This window comes from Chryseobacterium rhizosphaerae (genome assembly GCF_003385455.1).
GTDB lineage: Bacteria > Bacteroidota > Bacteroidia > Flavobacteriales > Weeksellaceae > Chryseobacterium > Chryseobacterium rhizosphaerae.
Genome location: NZ_QNUF01000009.1, coordinates 151,760 through 169,432, shown reverse-complemented (window position 1 = coordinate 169,432; position 17,673 = coordinate 151,760). Strand labels below are relative to the sequence as shown.

13 protein-coding genes are annotated in these 17,673 nt (G+C 36.4%); 5 read left to right on the top strand and 8 right to left on the bottom strand.

Going from position 1 to position 17,673, the window contains the following annotated elements; genetic code table 11:
- The first annotated feature begins 33 nt into the window (after nt 1–33).
- Entirely contained in the window at nt 34–903 is an 870-nt protein-coding gene (locus DRF57_RS10365) for an alpha/beta hydrolase (protein WP_115918372.1), read from the top strand.
- A gap of 44 nt (nt 904–947) precedes the next feature.
- On the opposite strand, the gene DRF57_RS10360 is transcribed toward DRF57_RS10365, so the two are convergent.
- The 8 genes from DRF57_RS10360 to DRF57_RS10325 all read right to left on the bottom strand — a co-directional run bounded on the left by DRF57_RS10360 (nt 948) and on the right by DRF57_RS10325 (nt 8,447).
- The gene (locus DRF57_RS10360) at nt 948–1,646 is read right to left on the bottom strand and encodes a DedA family protein (RefSeq protein ID WP_115918370.1); all 699 of its coding nucleotides are present in this window, start codon (nt 1,644–1,646) and stop codon (nt 948–950) included.
- 86 nt (nt 1,647–1,732) lie between these two features.
- Nucleotides 1,733–2,845, bottom strand: a complete 1,113-nt coding sequence (gene prfB / locus DRF57_RS10355; RefSeq protein ID WP_084086130.1) for a peptide chain release factor 2 — start codon at nt 2,843–2,845, stop codon at nt 1,733–1,735.
- A gap of 274 nt (nt 2,846–3,119) precedes the next feature.
- On the bottom strand, nt 3,120–4,226 hold the full coding sequence (locus tag DRF57_RS10350; protein WP_115918368.1) for an NAD(P)/FAD-dependent oxidoreductase: 1,107 nt from the start codon (nt 4,224–4,226) through the stop codon (nt 3,120–3,122).
- Nucleotides 4,227–4,421: 195 nt separating this feature from the next.
- Entirely contained in the window at nt 4,422–5,777 is a 1,356-nt protein-coding gene (locus DRF57_RS10345; protein ID WP_115918366.1) for an AAA family ATPase, read from the bottom strand.
- 184 nt (nt 5,778–5,961) lie between these two features.
- Nucleotides 5,962–7,071, bottom strand: a complete 1,110-nt coding sequence (gene msrB / locus DRF57_RS10340) for a peptide-methionine (R)-S-oxide reductase MsrB (protein WP_115918384.1) — start codon at nt 7,069–7,071, stop codon at nt 5,962–5,964.
- A 23-nt stretch (nt 7,072–7,094) separates the two neighbouring features.
- A complete protein-coding gene (locus tag DRF57_RS10335) occupies nt 7,095–7,535 on the bottom strand; it encodes a DUF417 family protein (protein WP_047494281.1) in 441 nt (146 codons plus the stop codon).
- A gap of 79 nt (nt 7,536–7,614) precedes the next feature.
- Nucleotides 7,615–7,884: a hypothetical protein gene (locus DRF57_RS10330; RefSeq protein ID WP_115918382.1), complete on the bottom strand. Its 270-nt coding sequence runs from the start codon at nt 7,882–7,884 to the stop codon at nt 7,615–7,617.
- A gap of 8 nt (nt 7,885–7,892) precedes the next feature.
- Nucleotides 7,893–8,447, bottom strand: coding sequence for a sigma-70 family RNA polymerase sigma factor (locus DRF57_RS10325; protein ID WP_115918364.1), 555 nt, complete (start codon nt 8,445–8,447; stop codon nt 7,893–7,895).
- A 295-nt stretch (nt 8,448–8,742) separates the two neighbouring features.
- Here DRF57_RS10325 and alaS point away from each other — a divergent pair, with 295 nt between their 5' ends.
- From alaS to DRF57_RS10305, 4 genes are all read left to right on the top strand, one after another.
- Nucleotides 8,743–11,346 carry an alanine--tRNA ligase gene (gene alaS, locus DRF57_RS10320; RefSeq protein WP_115918362.1) on the top strand — a complete coding sequence of 868 codons (2,604 nt, stop codon included), beginning with the start codon at nt 8,743–8,745 and terminating at the stop codon, nt 11,344–11,346.
- A 192-nt stretch (nt 11,347–11,538) separates the two neighbouring features.
- The gene (locus DRF57_RS10315; RefSeq protein WP_047487869.1) at nt 11,539–13,017 is read left to right on the top strand and encodes a hypothetical protein; all 1,479 of its coding nucleotides are present in this window, start codon (nt 11,539–11,541) and stop codon (nt 13,015–13,017) included.
- A gap of 65 nt (nt 13,018–13,082) precedes the next feature.
- Nucleotides 13,083–14,903: a cytochrome-c peroxidase gene (locus DRF57_RS10310; RefSeq protein ID WP_115918360.1), complete on the top strand. Its 1,821-nt coding sequence runs from the start codon at nt 13,083–13,085 to the stop codon at nt 14,901–14,903.
- 333 nt (nt 14,904–15,236) lie between these two features.
- Nucleotides 15,237–17,591, top strand: coding sequence for a hypothetical protein (locus DRF57_RS10305; protein ID WP_228450202.1), 2,355 nt, complete (start codon nt 15,237–15,239; stop codon nt 17,589–17,591).
- The last annotated feature ends 82 nt before the right edge of the window (nt 17,592–17,673 follow it).

Sequence of the window (17,673 nt, the reverse complement as noted above, 5' to 3'; positions counted from 1 at the left end):
TGCAAATCGTCATATTTTTCTTACATTTGATGTATGAAAAAGCTAGTCCTCAGATATCATTTCTTTGTTTTAGGATGTATAAGCTTTATATTCCACTCATGTAATACCAGATTCAGGGTTTGGGTAGGTCAGGGAGGCCAGCAGAAAATCTATAATTTACAATATGGTGAGCATAAAAGGCAGAAAATGGATATTTTTCTTCCCAAAGATTATGCCCAGGATTCTCCTGTAGTTCTTATTGTTCATGGGGGTGCCTGGACGTTAGGAAAAAAGGAACACATGATACAGGTTCAAAAGATGCTTTTTAAAAATAAAATTCCAAGTATCAATATGAACTACCGGCTAGTTTCTAAACGAAAAAAAATCACATATAAACAGCAGCTCGAAGATATTGGATCTGTTATTGAAAGATTTAATTCTTTAGCAGAAAAAGCAGAACTGCTTCCCAACAATTATGTTTTACTTGGAGAAAGTGCCGGCGGGCATCTCGCTTTGCTATACGGATATCAGCATCCTGATCAGATCAGGAAAATCATTTCCTTAAGCGGTCCCACAGATTTTTACAGTCCAGAATATCTTAATTCTTTTTATTCCAAATATACTTCTCCTACCTTTCAAAAAGTGGTGGGAGCTAAGTTCGACAGAAAAAATGTTTCCGAAGCTTTTAAAGAAGCCAGCCCAATAGCCAATATCACCAGGGTTCCTACTTTACTTTTTCAGGGGAATAATGATTTTCTAGTCAATCCGCATCAGGGTCTCGCCATGGATTCTGCACTTACCACCATGAATGTTCCTCATAAATTGGTTTTTATGAAAAAAACAGGTCATGTACCCCGGTTTTTCAGCAAAAGAAAAAGAGACAGTATTATTTATCCGAATATTCTGGAATGGATAAAAAAATAACCTGCTAAAAAAGCAGGTTATGTATTAAGTATATCGTTTGTTTACTATTCAAAATCTTTGTTGTCATACTTGGAAGAAAGATCCTCTTTTTTCCCGAAAACAAACTTGACAATCACAGGAAGTGTGGTTACCAGTACAATAATAATGATAATGTACTCCAGTTTTTCTTTCAAATTGATTCCAAACTGTTCCATGAATAATTTGTCAAGATAATGTCCTGCAAAGATCAAAATGAATGACCATAAAACAGCACCAATAATATTATCTCTTAAGAATTCTTTTTTGTCCATTTTTACAATACCTGCAACAATGGGTGTAAAGGTTCTCACAACAGGTAAAAACCTGGCCATAATAATGGCTAATGCTCCATGCTTCTCAAAGAAGTCATGAGCCTGATACAGATATTTCTTCTTAAAAAGCATTGTATCCGGTCTTTTATACAAGGCAGGGCCAGCTTTTCTTCCAAAATAATATCCTACTTCATTTCCTATAATTGCAGCTAATGCAACTCCGGTTGCCAAAATAGTAGTATCCAAGAAATCACTCGCCGTGGAGCCAAATGTCTCTTTGATAATTTCAACGGCATAAATCCCCGAAACGAACAATAAAGAGTCTCCAGGAAGAAAAAATCCTACAAAAAGACCTGTTTCAGCAAAAACAATAAACAAAATAAGCCAAAACCCTCCCATTTTAATGTAAAACTCCGGGTTTAATAAATCCTTCCAGCTATTAAAATCTTCCATATATCTCGATGAACAACAAAAATAGGTCTAAAATACCTGAAACAAAAATAAATTATAAGATTTTAACTAAAAATAAAACATGATATTTATAGCTCCATATCATCATCGGAAACCGCCGTTCCATCCGCCATTAAGAAAGCTTTTAAGAAAGGGGTGATATTTCCGTTCATTACAGCATCCACATCTGATGTTTCATAAGCTGAGCGTACATCTTTTACCAATTTGTAAGGGTGCATCACATAATTTCTGATCTGGCTTCCCCATTCGATTTTCATCTTATTGGCTTCAATCTCATTTCTGGCTCTCATACGCTCTTCCAATTCCATTTCATATAATCTTGAACGAAGGAGCTGCATTGCTTTTTCTTTATTCTGAAGCTGTGAACGGGATTCTGAGTTTTCAATAATAATTCCGGTTGGTGCGTGACGTAGACGTACGGCAGTTTCTACCTTGTTTACGTTCTGACCTCCTGCTCCTGAAGATCTCATGGTTTCAAAGCTGATATCAGCAGGGTTAATATTGATTTCAATAGTATCATCTACCAAAGGATACACATATACGGAAACAAAACTTGTGTGGCGTTTTGCATTACTGTCAAAAGGTGAAATTCTCACCAAACGGTGTACTCCATTCTCTCCTTTCAGATATCCAAATGCATATTCCCCTTCAATTTCCAGGGTAACGGTTTTTACACCGGCTACATCTCCTTCCTGAAAATTAAGCTCACGGATTTTATATCCTTGCTTATCTGCCCACATGGTGTACATTCTCATCAGCATTGATGCCCAGTCACAGCTTTCTGTACCTCCGGCTCCTGCGGTAATCTGAAGAACAGCAGAAAGCTCATCCCCTTCATTGGAAAGCATGTTCTTAAATTCAAGATCTTCGATTTTTTCTACCAACTGGGGAAATGTTTCATCCAGCTCTTTTTCAGAATCCGGGTCTTCTTTAGCAAAATCCGCTAAAACCTGAAGATCTTCGAATTGAGTCTGGATTTCATCATAGCCTTCTACCCATTTTTTCTTGGAACGAAGCTGCTTCAAAAAGGCTTCTGCTGTTTTAGGATTATCCCAAAACTCCGGGGCAGCCGTTTTTTCATCATCGTTGGCTATTTCTATTTTCTTTTTTTCTATCTGAAGGTATCTGTGTAAGTCTTCAATTCTGGATTGAACTTCTTTTATCTGGTCGTTGTTGATCACGATTTATTCTTTTTGCAAAAATACGGATTTCTTTTAGAGTTGAGAGGTCAAAGTTGAAAGTGTTGTGAGGTGAGAGATTCGGGGTACGAGATACGGGATACGGGGTACGAAATGCCGGATATTAAGATGTAAGGGGAGGTATTATACCTCTTTACCTCTTATTTTTGTTCTTTATTCTTAATTCTTGGCTCTTGATTCTTTAAAATCTAATACCCCAACGTCAACTTCTGAAATCTGAAATCTGACATCTGACATCTGACATCTGATATCTGCACTAAATCATCTCCGCCACTATTTCCCCAATCTTTGGAGCGAGCGCCACTCCCATTCCGGAAAGCCTTACTGCACAGAACTGTTTTTCTGAAAGCTGTTTTATGATAGGTGTTTTTTCTGATCCCATGGCCATGATTCCTGACCATCGGAGGGCTATTTTATATTCATGATTCGGTAAGATCACTTCTTTTAAAAAGTTTTCCAGGTGATTCTGCAAGAATTCGGTGGTTTCAAAGGTTGTAGTTTCTTCTGTTTTAAAATCCTGATTCCGACCTCCTCCCAACAAAACCCTGTTTCCTAAATTCCTGAAATAATAGAATCCTTCGTCGTAATGAAATGTACCTTTTAATTTCAGGTTTTCTATAGGCTCTGTAAGAAGAATCTGTCCACGGGCTGGGATAATCTCTTCTTTTTCCAGGAATTTTGAACTGAAAGCATTGGTACAGTATATCAGCTGATCTGTTTTTACAGAAAGATCTTCTGAAAGATAGACCAGCACCTCATCAGAGTTTTCGTCAATATTCTCCACTGCTGTACCGAATAAAAACCCCACTTTAAGTTCATGGCATTTTTCTAAAAGCTTCTGCAGCAGTTTCCCGGAATGTAAACTTCCTTCACAGATATTTTCAATCAGAAACTTTGATTTTCCCAAACCGAAGTCTTCTATTTTATCCTGTTTCAGATGATAGGTTTTTTCAAGTCCGGTAACAGATCTCAGTTTTTCATTAACGATATCAAGATGCTGTAAAGGCTCTTCATTATTCAAAATTTCATATCCTCCACTAAGTTCAAAGTCTATCTCGTCACTTTTAAAATATTCCCTGATCTTCTGAAGCCCATTAAACCTCATGGCAACCAAATCCAGGGTCTTTTCCCACCCCATCTTTTGAGCATCGGCAATTACCTCTGTCAGGCTTCCAAAACAGGCAAATCCGGCATTGCGCGTTGAAGCCCCAAGTGGCACTGCATGGCGCTCGATAATCAACACTGATTTTTCAGGATATTTTTCTTTAATGGAAATAGCAGTCCAAAGCCCGGAAAAACCTGCTCCTATAATGATAATATCTCTTTTACTGTAAAAGGTTTCTAGTTCCCAGATGCTGATCATTTGTACAATGTGTAATGTATAATGTAGAATGTATAGATTTGAGACATGAGACGTTGAGAGTGGAGATAAGGGATAAGAGTCAAGAGTCAAGAACCAAGATATCAGACATCAGATTTCAGATCACATCCTATTAAACCTTGTATCCAGTATCACACACTCTTAAATCCGCATCTCGCATCTCGAACCCCGAATCCTCTACTTAGTCTTCTTCTCCTCATCATTATGAGAGAAACCTATAGCCCGTCTTGATTCTTCCACGACTTTATAAGTTTCCAGTTCTGCTTTAAGTGCCTTGATTCTAAACTGGAATTCATCAAAATTATTGATAATGGCATCAGCTAAAAATCGGGCTACCTGATCAAGATATTCTTCGGTAAGTTTCCCTGCAGCATCTCTGAGAGCAGCATTCAAAAGCCCCTGATCAATTTTAAGCTTTTCATTCTTTGTTCTCTGGTATAGATTTTTAATTCTTTTTTTCAGACTTTGAGTAAAATCAATCAGCATGGTATTGCTGAAAGCTTTCATTTTTGATGAAATCTCGTGCCAGAACGGAACTTTATCCGCTTTATTGTAAATGAGAATTTTGTACAGGAGAGAATCCTCTTCCAGGCCTCTGGTCATCGCATATAAAATAATTTCTGACCGTTCTGAAGCATTGGGAGGGAATATAGGTATCATCACATCAAATCTTCCCGGTGCTAGAATCTCCTCATCTATTTCTGACACAGAATTGGCAGATCCAACCATCAACACTCCTTCTTTTTCAAATTTTCCGATATAATGAAGGATAAGTTCCTGGGCTTCAAGATTACAGGAAGCAATATCTGTCTCTGCTTTTCTCTGCATCATAATTTCGTCAAAATCATCGAGAAAAAGCAGTAATTTATTTTCTTTCATCATAGACATCAGAAAGTCACTGAAATTAATTTCATTCCCATCAATCAGAGACGTTCCTAAATAGTGCTTTTTGACTTCTTTAAAACTGTATCCTATGATTTCAGCAATTTTATTGGCCCAGAAAATCTTCCCACTTCCGGGAGGTCCATATAAAATAATCCCTGCCGGTTTATTGATTCCCCAGTCTTTGATCTGCTGAGGATTCAGAAAAGGCTCTAAAACCGCCGAAGTGTAGAAAAACAAATCTCTATACCCTATAAAATCTCTTTTTTTCAGACTTGTCTTATGCCCAAAATAATCATAGACAAACTGATAATTTCCTCCTAGTTTATTATCAATGCTATAACTTGAAATAGAGGATTTGAAAAAGCCATTGTCAAAAATATTAGGATTATTGTCCTTAATTGCTTTTTCCACTTTTTCTTTAGGCTGATTAATTACCTCAGCAATCTGCTCCAGAGTTTTATTTTTATCAAGATCTTTTTCATAGAGCTTTAAAAAATCCAGGTTTTCACGAGCGAATTTTTCAAAATCTTCTTTCACTTCAAAATTCGTACTGATACAGTCTACCAACTCAAGGTCAAAATCCTGTATAAACTGTTTGATCGCTTCTGCAGAGACTTTCAACTCTTCTGCCAGTTCAATTAACTTCATATTTCCCTATTAGTTCTATCAAATTTAATATTTTAATCTTAAATATATAATCTAACTCACTATTCTTTTTGATTTTCATAAATCAGAAACAGTTTATTTCTAATTCAGCATTAAAGAAAACCGTCAATTAAAACGTTATTAAGTTTAAAATAAAAGGCCGCCTGATGGCAGCCTTTCTTTCACTTTACTTTTTATCTAATAGTGGAATATATTCTCCGTATCCTTTTTTCTGCATATCTGCTTTTGGAATAAACTTCAGGGACGCACTGTTGATACAGTAACGCAATCCTCCTTTATCTTCAGGACCGTCATTAAAGACATGTCCCAAATGAGCATCTCCTGTTTTACTTCTTACCTCTACTCTAGTCATACCTTGCGACTTGTCCAGTTTTTCGTCGATTAATTTTTTCGTAATGGGTTTAGAGAAACTAGGCCATCCACATCCTGACTCAAATTTATCTGTTGAAATAAATAAAGGTTCTCCAGTAGTGATGTCTACATAAATTCCTTCACGGGTTTCATTCCAGTATTCATTTTGAAAAGGTCTTTCCGTACCATTTTCCTGAGTTACATTATATTGTTCGGCAGTGAGTTTTTCTTTCAAAACTTTTTTGTCCTGTTTCTCATACTGTACTTTCGGTGCAGCTTTCGGAAGAGGGTTTGCTTTTTTGGCCATTTCAAAAAGTCCCGGTTCAATATGACAGTAACCTCCCGGATTTTTATCCAGATAATCTTGGTGATAGTCTTCTGCTCTGTAGAAATTTTTCAAAGCAACAGTTTCTACCACTACTGGTTTAGTGTAGTTTTTCGCTAATTTCTCAACTTCTCCTTTTACGACAGCTTCATCATTTTTATCTTTAAAATAAATTCCTGTACGGTACTGATTTCCTCGGTCGTTTCCCTGCTGGTCCTTACTGGTAGGATCAATGGTTTTAAAATAAAGGTCAATCAACAGTTTCAGGTCAACCTGTTCAGGATCATATTTTACTTTTACTGTTTCTGCAAAACCTGTGGTATGGCTTACCACTTCTTCATAGGTAGGATTCTGTGTATTTCCGTTGGCATATCCAACTTCTGTTCCCACTACTCCACGAATCTGCTGAAAGAAATGTTCTGTTCCCCAGAAACATCCACCTGCAAAATAAATTTCTCTGACATTTTTATTATCCATAGTTTCCTGATTTTCTTTTTTTATTTCTTCTTTTCCGGATTTCTTATTTTTAAACAGTCCGGAACCTGCAGCAAAGACTGCAATACCCAGAATAATTCCGAGTACAATTAATATATTTTTCATTTTTTTATTTTTATTCATTTTTATTATTTTTGAATGACCATGAGCCCAAATCCTAAAAGCATGAGATCTTTTAAAATAAAGAAGTCGGTTACAGGTACACCATCCACTATTTTCCACATTCCCGGGCTTGTAAAGAGATAACTTAACGTTACCAAAAATGTCACTATCATTCCTATTCCGGCATACTTTTTCAATACAGCAAATTTCACACTAAATATCAGTAATAAAGCAATGATAATTTCTATCGTTCCGATAAGATTTGACACTGCCTGAACGCTCATAATCTTATATACGAAAAAAGTTAGAAAATGGTTTTCTACTAATGGTTTTATAGAAACGGCTTCAGTGGGGGTAAATTTGAAAATACCGATCCAGAGCAAAATAAGAGCTGCTCCAAAAAGCGAGACATAATATCCTAATGAGGATCTGTTTGTGTTTTCATTAGATTGTGTTGTTCCGACCATGTTTTTACATTTTTTAAATTATACTTTTTTATTTTCAAAAGTATAGTCGGAGCTATTTCGAAATCCTGACAAGATTTTTTTAAAAATCTAATTTTTCAATCATTCTATTTTTAAAATCCTGTATATCAGATTCTTTAATTTCAGATTCCTTTTCAGAAAGGGTCTTTTTAAATAGGGTATCCAGTAATGCCAGTTTTTTATTGTACATCTTACACCATTTGCAAATCATAAGATGCATGCTGAGTTTCCAGTTTTCTTTGGAAGAAATAGCCTGGGCATTACGTTTTTCCATGAGCAGTGTGGCTTCACTGCATGGTAGAAATAATAGATGTAGAACTTTCTTTACCATTGTCATTGTTATAATCTTGAAAACCAGTTAAATTCCAGACATTCTCTAAGCTGCATACGGCTTCGTTGCAAGATCTTCCAAAGGTTAGTCGTTGAAACATTAAATTCCTGACTCACCTCAGGTGCTTTTTTTTCTTCAATATAATACATTTTCAAGAGGATTTTCCATCTGGAAGGCAGTTCTTCCATACATTCTTCCAACGTCTTATTAAAATCCTGATCATCCAGAAGTTCAGATTCTTTGCCTGCAGCATTCCAGTCATTCAATACATCATTATTTTTCCATGAACCTGTTTCATCAAAAAAATGATCAAGCCTGATATTGGGTTCAGATCTGTATTTTTTACGGTAAAAATCAGCAACTTTCCTTTTTAAAATGGCCATCAGCCAGGTCAGCGGCTGGCTTTTTCCTCCAAAAGAATCGTATGATGAAAATGCTACGATGAATACATCCTGAACTATATCCTGTGCTTCTTCTTTATCCGAAAGCAGATAAAAAGCCTTCTTTAAAAGCGGTTCTGAATATTGTTCTATCCAGTTTTTCAGCACCTCATTTTTCATCATTTCTTATGTTTATTTTTATCTTATTCGGATCATAACGAAGGTAATAAGTTAAATGGAAAATTGCAAAGTTATACTGAATAATGATTATTTATTTTATCATAAGCCTGATTGCCCGAACCCATATAATCCTTTTATGAGCATCCCCGTGGCTAAAAATAAAAGCCATACCTGATTATTATGCCGGACATTTGATAAAACCTATCCGAAAATATTCAATAGTAGATATTAAATCACCTAAAAACATTAAATTTGCATCTTATCAAAATTTGATACGTTAAAAAGCAAAAGCAATACTATGACATCACAAGAGATACGTCAAAAATTTTTAGATTATTTTAAAAGTAAAGACCACCTGATCGTTCCTTCAGCTCCTATTGTGCTGAAAGACGACCCTACCCTTATGTTTTCCAACTCAGGAATGACGCAGTTCAAAGATTTTTTCTTAGGCTACAAAACGCCTACCGCCCCAAGAATTGCCGATACACAAAAGTGTCTGAGAGTTTCAGGGAAGCATAATGACCTGGATGATGTAGGTAGAGATACTTATCACCATACCATGTTCGAAATGTTAGGAAACTGGTCTTTCGGGGATTACTTTAAAAAAGAGGCTATTGCTTTTGCCTGGGAATTATTAGTTGATGTATACGGAATTCCAAAAGACAATTTATATGTCACTATTTTTGAAGGGGATGCTTCTGAAAATCTTGACAGAGACCAGGATGCTTATGACTTCTGGAAATCTCATATTTCGGAGGACAGAATCATTAATGGAAATAAAAAAGATAATTTCTGGGAAATGGGTGAAAGCGGACCATGTGGACCGTGTTCAGAGATCCATATCGATTTAAGGACTCCGGAAGAAAAAGCTGCTGTTCCCGGGATTACACTGGTAAATCAGGATCATCCACAGGTAGTGGAAGTATGGAATCTGGTTTTCATGGAATTCAACAGAAAAGCAGACAAATCTTTGGAAAAACTTCCTGCTCAGCATGTGGATACAGGGATGGGCTTTGAGCGTCTTTGTATGGCACTTCAAGGAAAGTCTTCCAATTATGACACTGACGTTTTTACACCGCTGATCTCAAAAGTAGAAGAACTTTCCGGTAAAAAATATACAGGTATTCTAGAGGACGAAAAAGATATTGCTATCCGTGTGGTGGTAGACCACATCAGAGCGGTTTCTTTTGCTATAGCTGACGGACAACTGCCTTCCAACGGAGGTGCCGGATACGTTATCAGAAGGATTTTAAGAAGAGGTATTTCTTATGCTTACAGATTCCTGGGAATGAAAGAACCTTTCCTTTTTGAATTGGTAACTGTTCTTCAGGATCAAATGGGTAAATTCTTCCCTGAATTGGAGAAACAAGGCAAACTGGTTTCAGAAGTTATTAAAAGTGAGGAAGAATCATTCTTAAAAACCATTGAAAACGGACTGATCAGAGTTGAAAAATTAATTCAGCAGACCATTGCTGATGATTTAAAAGTATTACCAAGCGAGGAAGTTTTCGAACTGTATGATACCTATGGTTTCCCAGATGACTTAACAAGAATTATTGCTGAGGAAAAAGGATTAACCATTGATGAGGCTGGGTTTAAAGCTGAGATGGAAAAGCAGAAACAACGTTCCAAATCTGACTCTGCTCAAAAAGTATACGATTGGGTAGTTTTAGAAGAAAAGCCGGAAACATTCGTTGGATATGACCAAACGGAATCCGAAACCTATATTACCCGATACAGAAAGGTAGAAAATAAAGACGGAGAATTTTATCAGGTAGTACTGAGCAGCTCTCCATTCTATCCTGAAGGTGGTGGACAAGTTGGAGATAAAGGAATGCTGGAAAATGCTGCTGAAAGTTTTGAAGTATTGGAAACGAAGAAAGAAAACGGATTGATTATTTCATTGATCAACGGTCTTCCAAAAGATGCAGGAGCGGTTTTCTACGCTAAAGTAAATGCTTCTGACAGAAAAAATTCTCAGGCCAACCACTCCGTGACTCACCTTTTACATGAGGCATTAAGAGATGTTTTAGGAACTCACGTAGAACAGAAAGGTTCTTATGTAGGTCCTGATTATCTTCGTTTCGATTTCTCTCATTTCAATAAAATGACGGAAGAAGAATTAGCTTTAATTGAAGAAAAAGTAAATCATAAGATCAAAGAAAGTATTGCTTTACAGGAATTCAGAAGTATTCCCATTAAGGAGGCTTTGGAGAAAGGAGCAATGGCTTTGTTTGGTGAAAAATATGGTGACAGTGTGAGAATGATCCAATTTGGGAGTTCAAAAGAACTTTGCGGAGGAACTCACGTAAAAAACACCAGTGAAATTGGTCACTTCAAAATCACTTCTGAAGGTTCTGCTGCTGCAGGAATCAGAAGAATTGAAGCGATTTCTGGTGATAAATCTGAAGAATATTTCAAAAACCTGGAACAGCAGATAATTGAGCTTTCTCAATTACTGAAGTCTAAAGATGTAGTAAGATCTATCGAAAAACTTATCGAAGAAAATGCATCATTAAAATCTGAAGTAGATGCTCTAAAAAAAGAGAAGGCAAAAGGAGAAATCGGCGACTGGAAAAATGCTTATGAGCAGAAGGGAAACAAACAGCTTTTGGTAAAGAAAACTTCTTTGGATGCAGGTTCTGTTAAAGACATCGTATTCCAGCTGAAAAGAGAAATCCCAACTTCTGTGACCATCATTCTTTCTGATGCAGACGGAAAACCTATGATCACTGTAGGAGTATCTGATGATCTAGCAGCAGATTATCAGGCCGGAGCTATCGTAAAAGATCTTGCTAAAGAGATCCAAGGTGGTGGTGGTGGAAACCCAGGTTTTGCAACTGCCGGAGGTAAAAACCTGGATGGATTAGAAAATGCTTACCAAAAAGCATTACATATTTAAAATAGAGTATTATTACCATATTTAAAAAGGCTGCTTCATCTGAAACAGCCTTTTTTATTTATAACCGTTCTAATTATTGATCTTATCTTAACAAACCATTGCTTAATCTTAAACTATTTGTTTTGTCTTATTAAAACCCAGTTAACACCAGACCATTAGTTTTGTCCTAATCGAAATTCAAAAAAAGTAATTATGAAAATTAACAAAACTATTGGCGCTCTATTGTTTGCTGCTCTTGTATTCCAAGGCTGTAATGACGACAATAACGGGGATAGCAATACCCCTGTCAATGACAAAATCAAACTTGAAAATTTTTCTAAAGAATCCGCTTTCGTTTTTGGAATGCCAGGTTTTGAAAATTTAAATATCACCACACTTATTTCAAGTTCTGATATTCTTTCAGGTTCTCCAGATTTTGTTTTTGGAGGTCAGCCGGACGGAATGGGTATCATGAGGGATCCTAATTCGGACGGTTATCTGATGATCACCAACCATGAGATCAAACAATCTGTATCAAGAGTATATTTAGATAAAACCTTCAGACCTGTAAAAGGGGAATATATTCTTAATGGAACAGGAGGAATGACAAGATTGTGTTCTGCTACATTAGCTACTCCTGAAACTCATGGTTTCAGTGCTTTTCTTACTGCGGGAGAATCTGGTGAAGAAAGTATGGTTCATGCTTTAAATCCATTAGCAGCAGCTTCCCAGGCATCAGATAAAACCAGAGTAAAGCCGGCCTTAGGAAAAGCTTCTATGGAAAATGCGGTTCCTCTTCCTAAAGATGTATCAAACGGAAAGTCTTATATCATCATCGGTGAAGATCAGTCTTATTCTTCTTCTCATCAGTCTGCAGGACAATTGATCATGTACGTAGCCAATACACAGGGAGATCTGGATAACGGAAAGTTATATTCTTTAAAAAGAACAAACAATAACTATACTGAAACTGACATGGTAAAAGGCAGTAGCTATGATGTAGAGTTCGTTGAAATTCCTAATGCTAAAAACCTGACAGGAGCTCAGATCAATCAGAAAAATATAGATAATAATGCAATCCGTTTTTCAAGGGTTGAAGATGTAGATTACAGAAAAGGAGCAGGAAAAGGAAGAGAAGTTTATTTTACAGCTACCGGAGAATCTTCTGACGGAGTGAACCCAAAACCGGGATTAACGATGTGGGGAAGGGTTTATAAGCTTGTTCTTAATTCCAATAATATGTTGACAGGAAAGTTGGAAGTTGTTGCAGAAGGAGATTCCAATCCTGGTCATAATCTTATCAATCCGGATAACCTGTGTGTTACTGAAAACTATGTATATATTCAGGAAGACGGAGATTCTTATTATAAGGCTGCAGGTCATGATTCTTACATATGGCAGCTTAATATCGGTACGAAACAGTATAAACCATGGTTGAATATGAAACACAACAGAAATGATTCGGCATGGCAGACTGCATATAACCAATCCGGAGATCTTCAGAAATTCGGTTCATGGGAATTTGGAGCAATGACTGATATTTCAGACATCATAGGTGTTCCCAACACCTTTACGGTAAATATTCATTCTCATACGTGGCAGCTGGATAAATTTAAAAATCCTGACGGTTCCGGAGTCAATACCAATAAAGAGGGCGGGCAGGTTGTCATTATCAGAAACGTAGAAAAATAATTGTAATCACCTCATAAAAATCAAAAGTATCAATGGAAAACTTCTGTTGATACTTTTTCATACCTATGAAGAAACTTTCAAAATATCCGATATTCCTGTTTTTATATTCAGCAGCTGCTCTTTTCATTCTTTCCTATTGTAAAAGTGATAAGCATCTGCCTGCTTCTGAGGATCTGGGTTCTGTAAAAAATCAGATTATCAAGAACAATGATACCTTTGAAAAACAGATCAATGAACTGACAGTTCTTGTTTCCAACAATTCTGATGAAAAAAAACTTCAGGAGAAGTTTGAGGAACTTAGAAAAACCTACAAAAAAATGGAATGGGCTGTGGAATATTTCCTTCCCCACTCTGCCAGATTCATTAATGGTCCTGCTCTGCCGGAAATAGAAATGGATGAACATACGGAAATAGAACCGGAAGGTTTACAGGTATTGGAAGAAATGTTGTATCCTTATGATCAGGGAAACAAAGAAGAGGTTATCAGGTTTTTAAAAAAATTAATAAATAAAAGCAATACTATTGAAACCAATTTTCAGGTCATAACTGTCAGTAGAGATCAGGTTTTTGATGCTTTAAGACAGGAAGTTTTCAGAATTTCAAGTTTGGGTATTTCAGGTTTTGACACTCCTATTTCCGGAACATTTTTGAAGGAGATTCCTTACTCTCTACAGGGGGTTAAGCAAACATTGCAGCAGATTTCCACTGATCAGTCAAAGAATAAAGCATTGAAAAGCATACTTAATGAAATTGATACAGCTAGTGAGATTCTGAAAAAAAATACGGACAAGAATACGTTTGATTATGTCAATTTTATTCCGGACCATTTCAATAAGATCACCTCTTTACTGCTTGACTTTAAAAATCAGGAAAAGATTCCTGATGTTGAGGTAACTACTGCTCTTCATAAAAACGCAGCTACTTTTTTTTCTAAAAATGCATTCAATCCCAATGCCTTTACACCTGGAAAAGAATTTGCATTTTCTAATGAGAAAGCAGCTCTTGGCCAACAGCTTTTTAATGATAAAATGTTATCCAATAACAACAACAGAAGCTGTACAACATGTCATATTCCTGAAAAAGCATTTACTGACGGACTCGCCAAGTCTATGTCGCTTGAAAATTCGGAACTGTCCCGGAATGCTCCTTCTCTTAATTATGCAGGGTTTCAGCATGGGCAATTTTGGGATATGAGAAAAGATGATCTGGAGGGACAAAGCTCCGATGTTATCTCAAATAAAGAAGAAATGCATGGTGACCTTAATGTAATCCTTGCTAAGATCAACCAGGACAAAAAATATCAGACAGCCTTTACAAAAATTTACCATTCTCAAAAGACAGAGGCATGGCAGCTGCAGAATGTATTGGCCAGCTACATCCGTTCTTTGGCAAAATTCAATGCTGATTTTGATGAGTATATGCGTGGAAACAAGTCTGCCATGACAGCTCATCAAAAAAGAGGGTTTAATCTTTTTGTGGGGAAAGCACAATGTGCCATATGCCACTTCATCCCTTTATTCAATGGTACCGTACCTCCAACTTTCAAAAAAACAGAACAGGAAGTATTGGGAGTCGCTGTGAACGGAGATAACACCACTTTTGACAACGATTTAGGAAGAGGAAAATTTCATGAAACAGTGGCAACATTACAGCATTCTTTTAAAACACCTACGCTTAGAAACATCAATAAAACAGCTCCTTATATGCACAACGGAGGCTATAAAACATTGAAAGAAGTCATGAACTTTTATAATAAAGGCGGTGGAAAGGGTGTTGGATTTAAAGTAGATAACCAGACACTTTCCGATGCTCCTTTACAACTTACGGATCAGGAGATGGATGATATTATTGAATTTATGAAGGCGTTGGATGATAAAAACCCGTAAAACCAAACACCAAATATGCAATTTGCTACCCTTCGAACGGAGAAAAAATACAGCTCATCAAACAGAAGTCCAGTGAAAAGCTGTACCAATGGTGAAGAGTGGTATAATAGCCCCAATTTTTCATTATGCATTCCGAATCCCATAGCTTGTACCCCTAACCCTAATAAGTCTACTTTTAGTGTTCACAAACCTTGATTTTACCATTATAAAATTAGATGAAATCAATGTTATAGTCCGTTAAAAACTTTTCTAAAACAATAAATATTAGTACTTTTGACATAGTTTTTTCAAATGAAAAGGGGTTTACTATTACTATTTTTTTTAATCAGCTTTTTGGGGTATTCACAATTAAAAATTAAAATTGTTGATGACACCAATCAAAAGCCTGTTTCCAGCGCTAAAATCTCCTGTGGCGACAAAATCCTTGGCTACACTAATGCTCAGGGAGTTCTGGAATTCAAATCAACATGTAAGTCCATAGATATTGAAGCTGAATCTTATCAAAAAGAAACAGCAACAGTAGAAAGCAGCATGGAAATTTCGCTGATTAAAAAAACGGCAAAAACCACCTCTATTGATGCTGTTGTCATTGAAGACAAAAGCGATCCAAGGGCATTGGAGATCCTGAAAAAAGTCAATAAACTTTTCTATGAAAACTCTCCAAAAAGTTTAGGCTCCTATTCTTATAAATCTTATGAGAAAATATCTCTGGATATTGATGAAGACAGCATTTCTCAGTTTCAGGAATATTTCAATGACTTAAACATGTTCAAGAAAAAGAGAGAAAAAGATTCATTAAACAATATTTCCGCAAGAAAAATCTTTGCCAAGAGTAAACTGTTTCTTTGGGAAAGAGCACAGGAGTTTTTATATTCGAAAAAATACGGGGAGAAGATCAATATTCTGGACAACAGGATTTCCGGGCTGAAACAGCCGATCTATGAAATGATCGCACTTCAGCAAAGTAACAGAGATGTGGTTCCTGAGCAGATCAAGCAGGAGAACAGAGGCTTATACAGATTCTATCTATCCGATACCGTAGAATTGGATGGCAGAAAAAATTTCGTCATTCGTTTCCGGGAGGTGAATTACAAAAACCTAGACAGAAAAAGGAAATACAATGGTGCTATTTATGTAGATACCGAGACCTACGGCGTTAAAAAAATTGAAAATTTCAGTAAAAATAAAAACGACGGAATTATCACCAGCACCTGGGTATTTTACAATAACAAATGGTTTCTTGCCCACGAAAAAACAAAGCTTAAAATGGGCAAAATGGCCATGGATGACAAAGACCGTCTTAACAAAAAAGATAAAAAAAGCTTTGCTACCTATGCCTTTCTCACTTCAAAATATTTTGACTTTGAGTCTCCCATTGATGAGAATCCTAAAGATTTTAAAGGATATACTTTCTCTGTAAAGAATATTGACGGACATTCACTAAACCAGTACAGGACTGATCCGCTTACCGAAAGAGAGCAGAATACTTATAAAACAATAGACAGCTTAGGAAAAAAATATAGAATAGACGGTAAAGCCCAGATTTTATCCGGTTTACTCAACGGGCAAATCAGAATTCGTTCTGTAGATCTTGCCGTGGATGAAATTGTAAATTACAACTCTTATGAAGGATTCAGACTGGGATTAAAAGCCAAAATCAATGAAAACTTCAATCCTTATTTTTCCCCGGATTATTATTTTGCTTATGGAGTAAAAGACAGAAGATGGAAATATGGAATGGGATTAGACATGAAAACCACTCTGGAGAAAAATTCATTCTTCAGGTTTGAATTCTATGACGATGTAACGGCTTCAGGTGAATTCTACCGCAGACTCTGGAACTTCAAGATGAGGATGATGAATTTTGGAAACAACCTTAATAATGATAAGTATTTTCATTTTAAAGGAGTTTCTCTATCTTACCTGAATGATGTCACCAACGGCCTTACCCTTGCCTTTGCGGTGAGAAGAAATATTGAAGAGGCTCAATTTGACTATCAGTTCAGAAATGAGGGTTCTTCATTTAAGAATTTAAATACTTTGTTTACTTTAAAATACTCTCCCAACTCAACCAATATTATGACTCCCCAGGGGAAATCCCTGATTGATCAGAAATATCCCGAGCTCTATTTTAACTATGAACAAAGCTACAGAATAGCGGGTGGAGATTTTAATTACTCCCGTTTTGATGCCCTTTTCGTCCATAATTTCAAAACCCCCATTGGAACTACCGGTTTCAGATTATATGGAGGAATGGTTTTCGGAGAAGCTCCTATCTGGAAAAACTTTACCATGAACGGGCTTGCCTCTCCAGGGAAGGATTTCAATTTCAATCTTACCTCATATCTTGGGTTTGCAACACTGGAAGGTGGAAAATATTACAATGATAAGTTTGTGGCGTATTACTTCACCCATAAGCTTCCGTTTTATTTCAAAAGCTTTGGGCATAATGTTTCCAGCTTTGACTTCGTCTTGAGAGGAACGATTGGAAACATGAAATATCCCGAGTACCATCAGTTCCGGTTCAAACCTCTGAATCATCTGTATCAGGAAGTTGGTCTGGAATGGAATAATTTCCTGTCAAGTTATTTTAACCTTGGATTATTCTACAGGGTAGGCTATTATACCACCCCGAATTTCAAACAGAATTTCGCCATACAGTTTAAATTGAAGTTCTTAGAATTTTAAGCCTTCAGGCCCCTACTCCCCTAACATTATACATTATACATTATACATTATACATTATACATTATACATTATACATTAATAA

What these genes read in the sequence shown, in the direction of transcription:
- DRF57_RS10365 (WP_115918372.1), top strand. Translation starts at nt 34, where the DNA reads ATGAAAAAGCTAGTCCTCAGATATCATTTCTTTGTTTTAGGATGTATA.
- DRF57_RS10360 (WP_115918370.1), bottom strand. Translation starts at nt 1,646, where the DNA reads ATGGAAGATTTTAATAGCTGGAAGGATTTATTAAACCCGGAGTTTTAC.
- DRF57_RS10350 (WP_115918368.1), bottom strand. Translation starts at nt 4,226, where the DNA reads ATGATCAGCATCTGGGAACTAGAAACCTTTTACAGTAAAAGAGATATT.
- DRF57_RS10345 (WP_115918366.1), bottom strand. Translation starts at nt 5,777, where the DNA reads ATGAAGTTAATTGAACTGGCAGAAGAGTTGAAAGTCTCTGCAGAAGCG.
- msrB (WP_115918384.1), bottom strand. Translation starts at nt 7,071, where the DNA reads ATGAAAAATATATTAATTGTACTCGGAATTATTCTGGGTATTGCAGTC.
- DRF57_RS10335 (WP_047494281.1), bottom strand. Translation starts at nt 7,535, where the DNA reads ATGGTCGGAACAACACAATCTAATGAAAACACAAACAGATCCTCATTA.
- DRF57_RS10330 (WP_115918382.1), bottom strand. Translation starts at nt 7,884, where the DNA reads ATGGTAAAGAAAGTTCTACATCTATTATTTCTACCATGCAGTGAAGCC.
- DRF57_RS10325 (WP_115918364.1), bottom strand. Translation starts at nt 8,447, where the DNA reads ATGATGAAAAATGAGGTGCTGAAAAACTGGATAGAACAATATTCAGAA.
- alaS (WP_115918362.1), top strand. Translation starts at nt 8,743, where the DNA reads ATGACATCACAAGAGATACGTCAAAAATTTTTAGATTATTTTAAAAGT.
- DRF57_RS10315 (WP_047487869.1), top strand. Translation starts at nt 11,539, where the DNA reads ATGAAAATTAACAAAACTATTGGCGCTCTATTGTTTGCTGCTCTTGTA.
- DRF57_RS10310 (WP_115918360.1), top strand. Translation starts at nt 13,083, where the DNA reads ATGAAGAAACTTTCAAAATATCCGATATTCCTGTTTTTATATTCAGCA.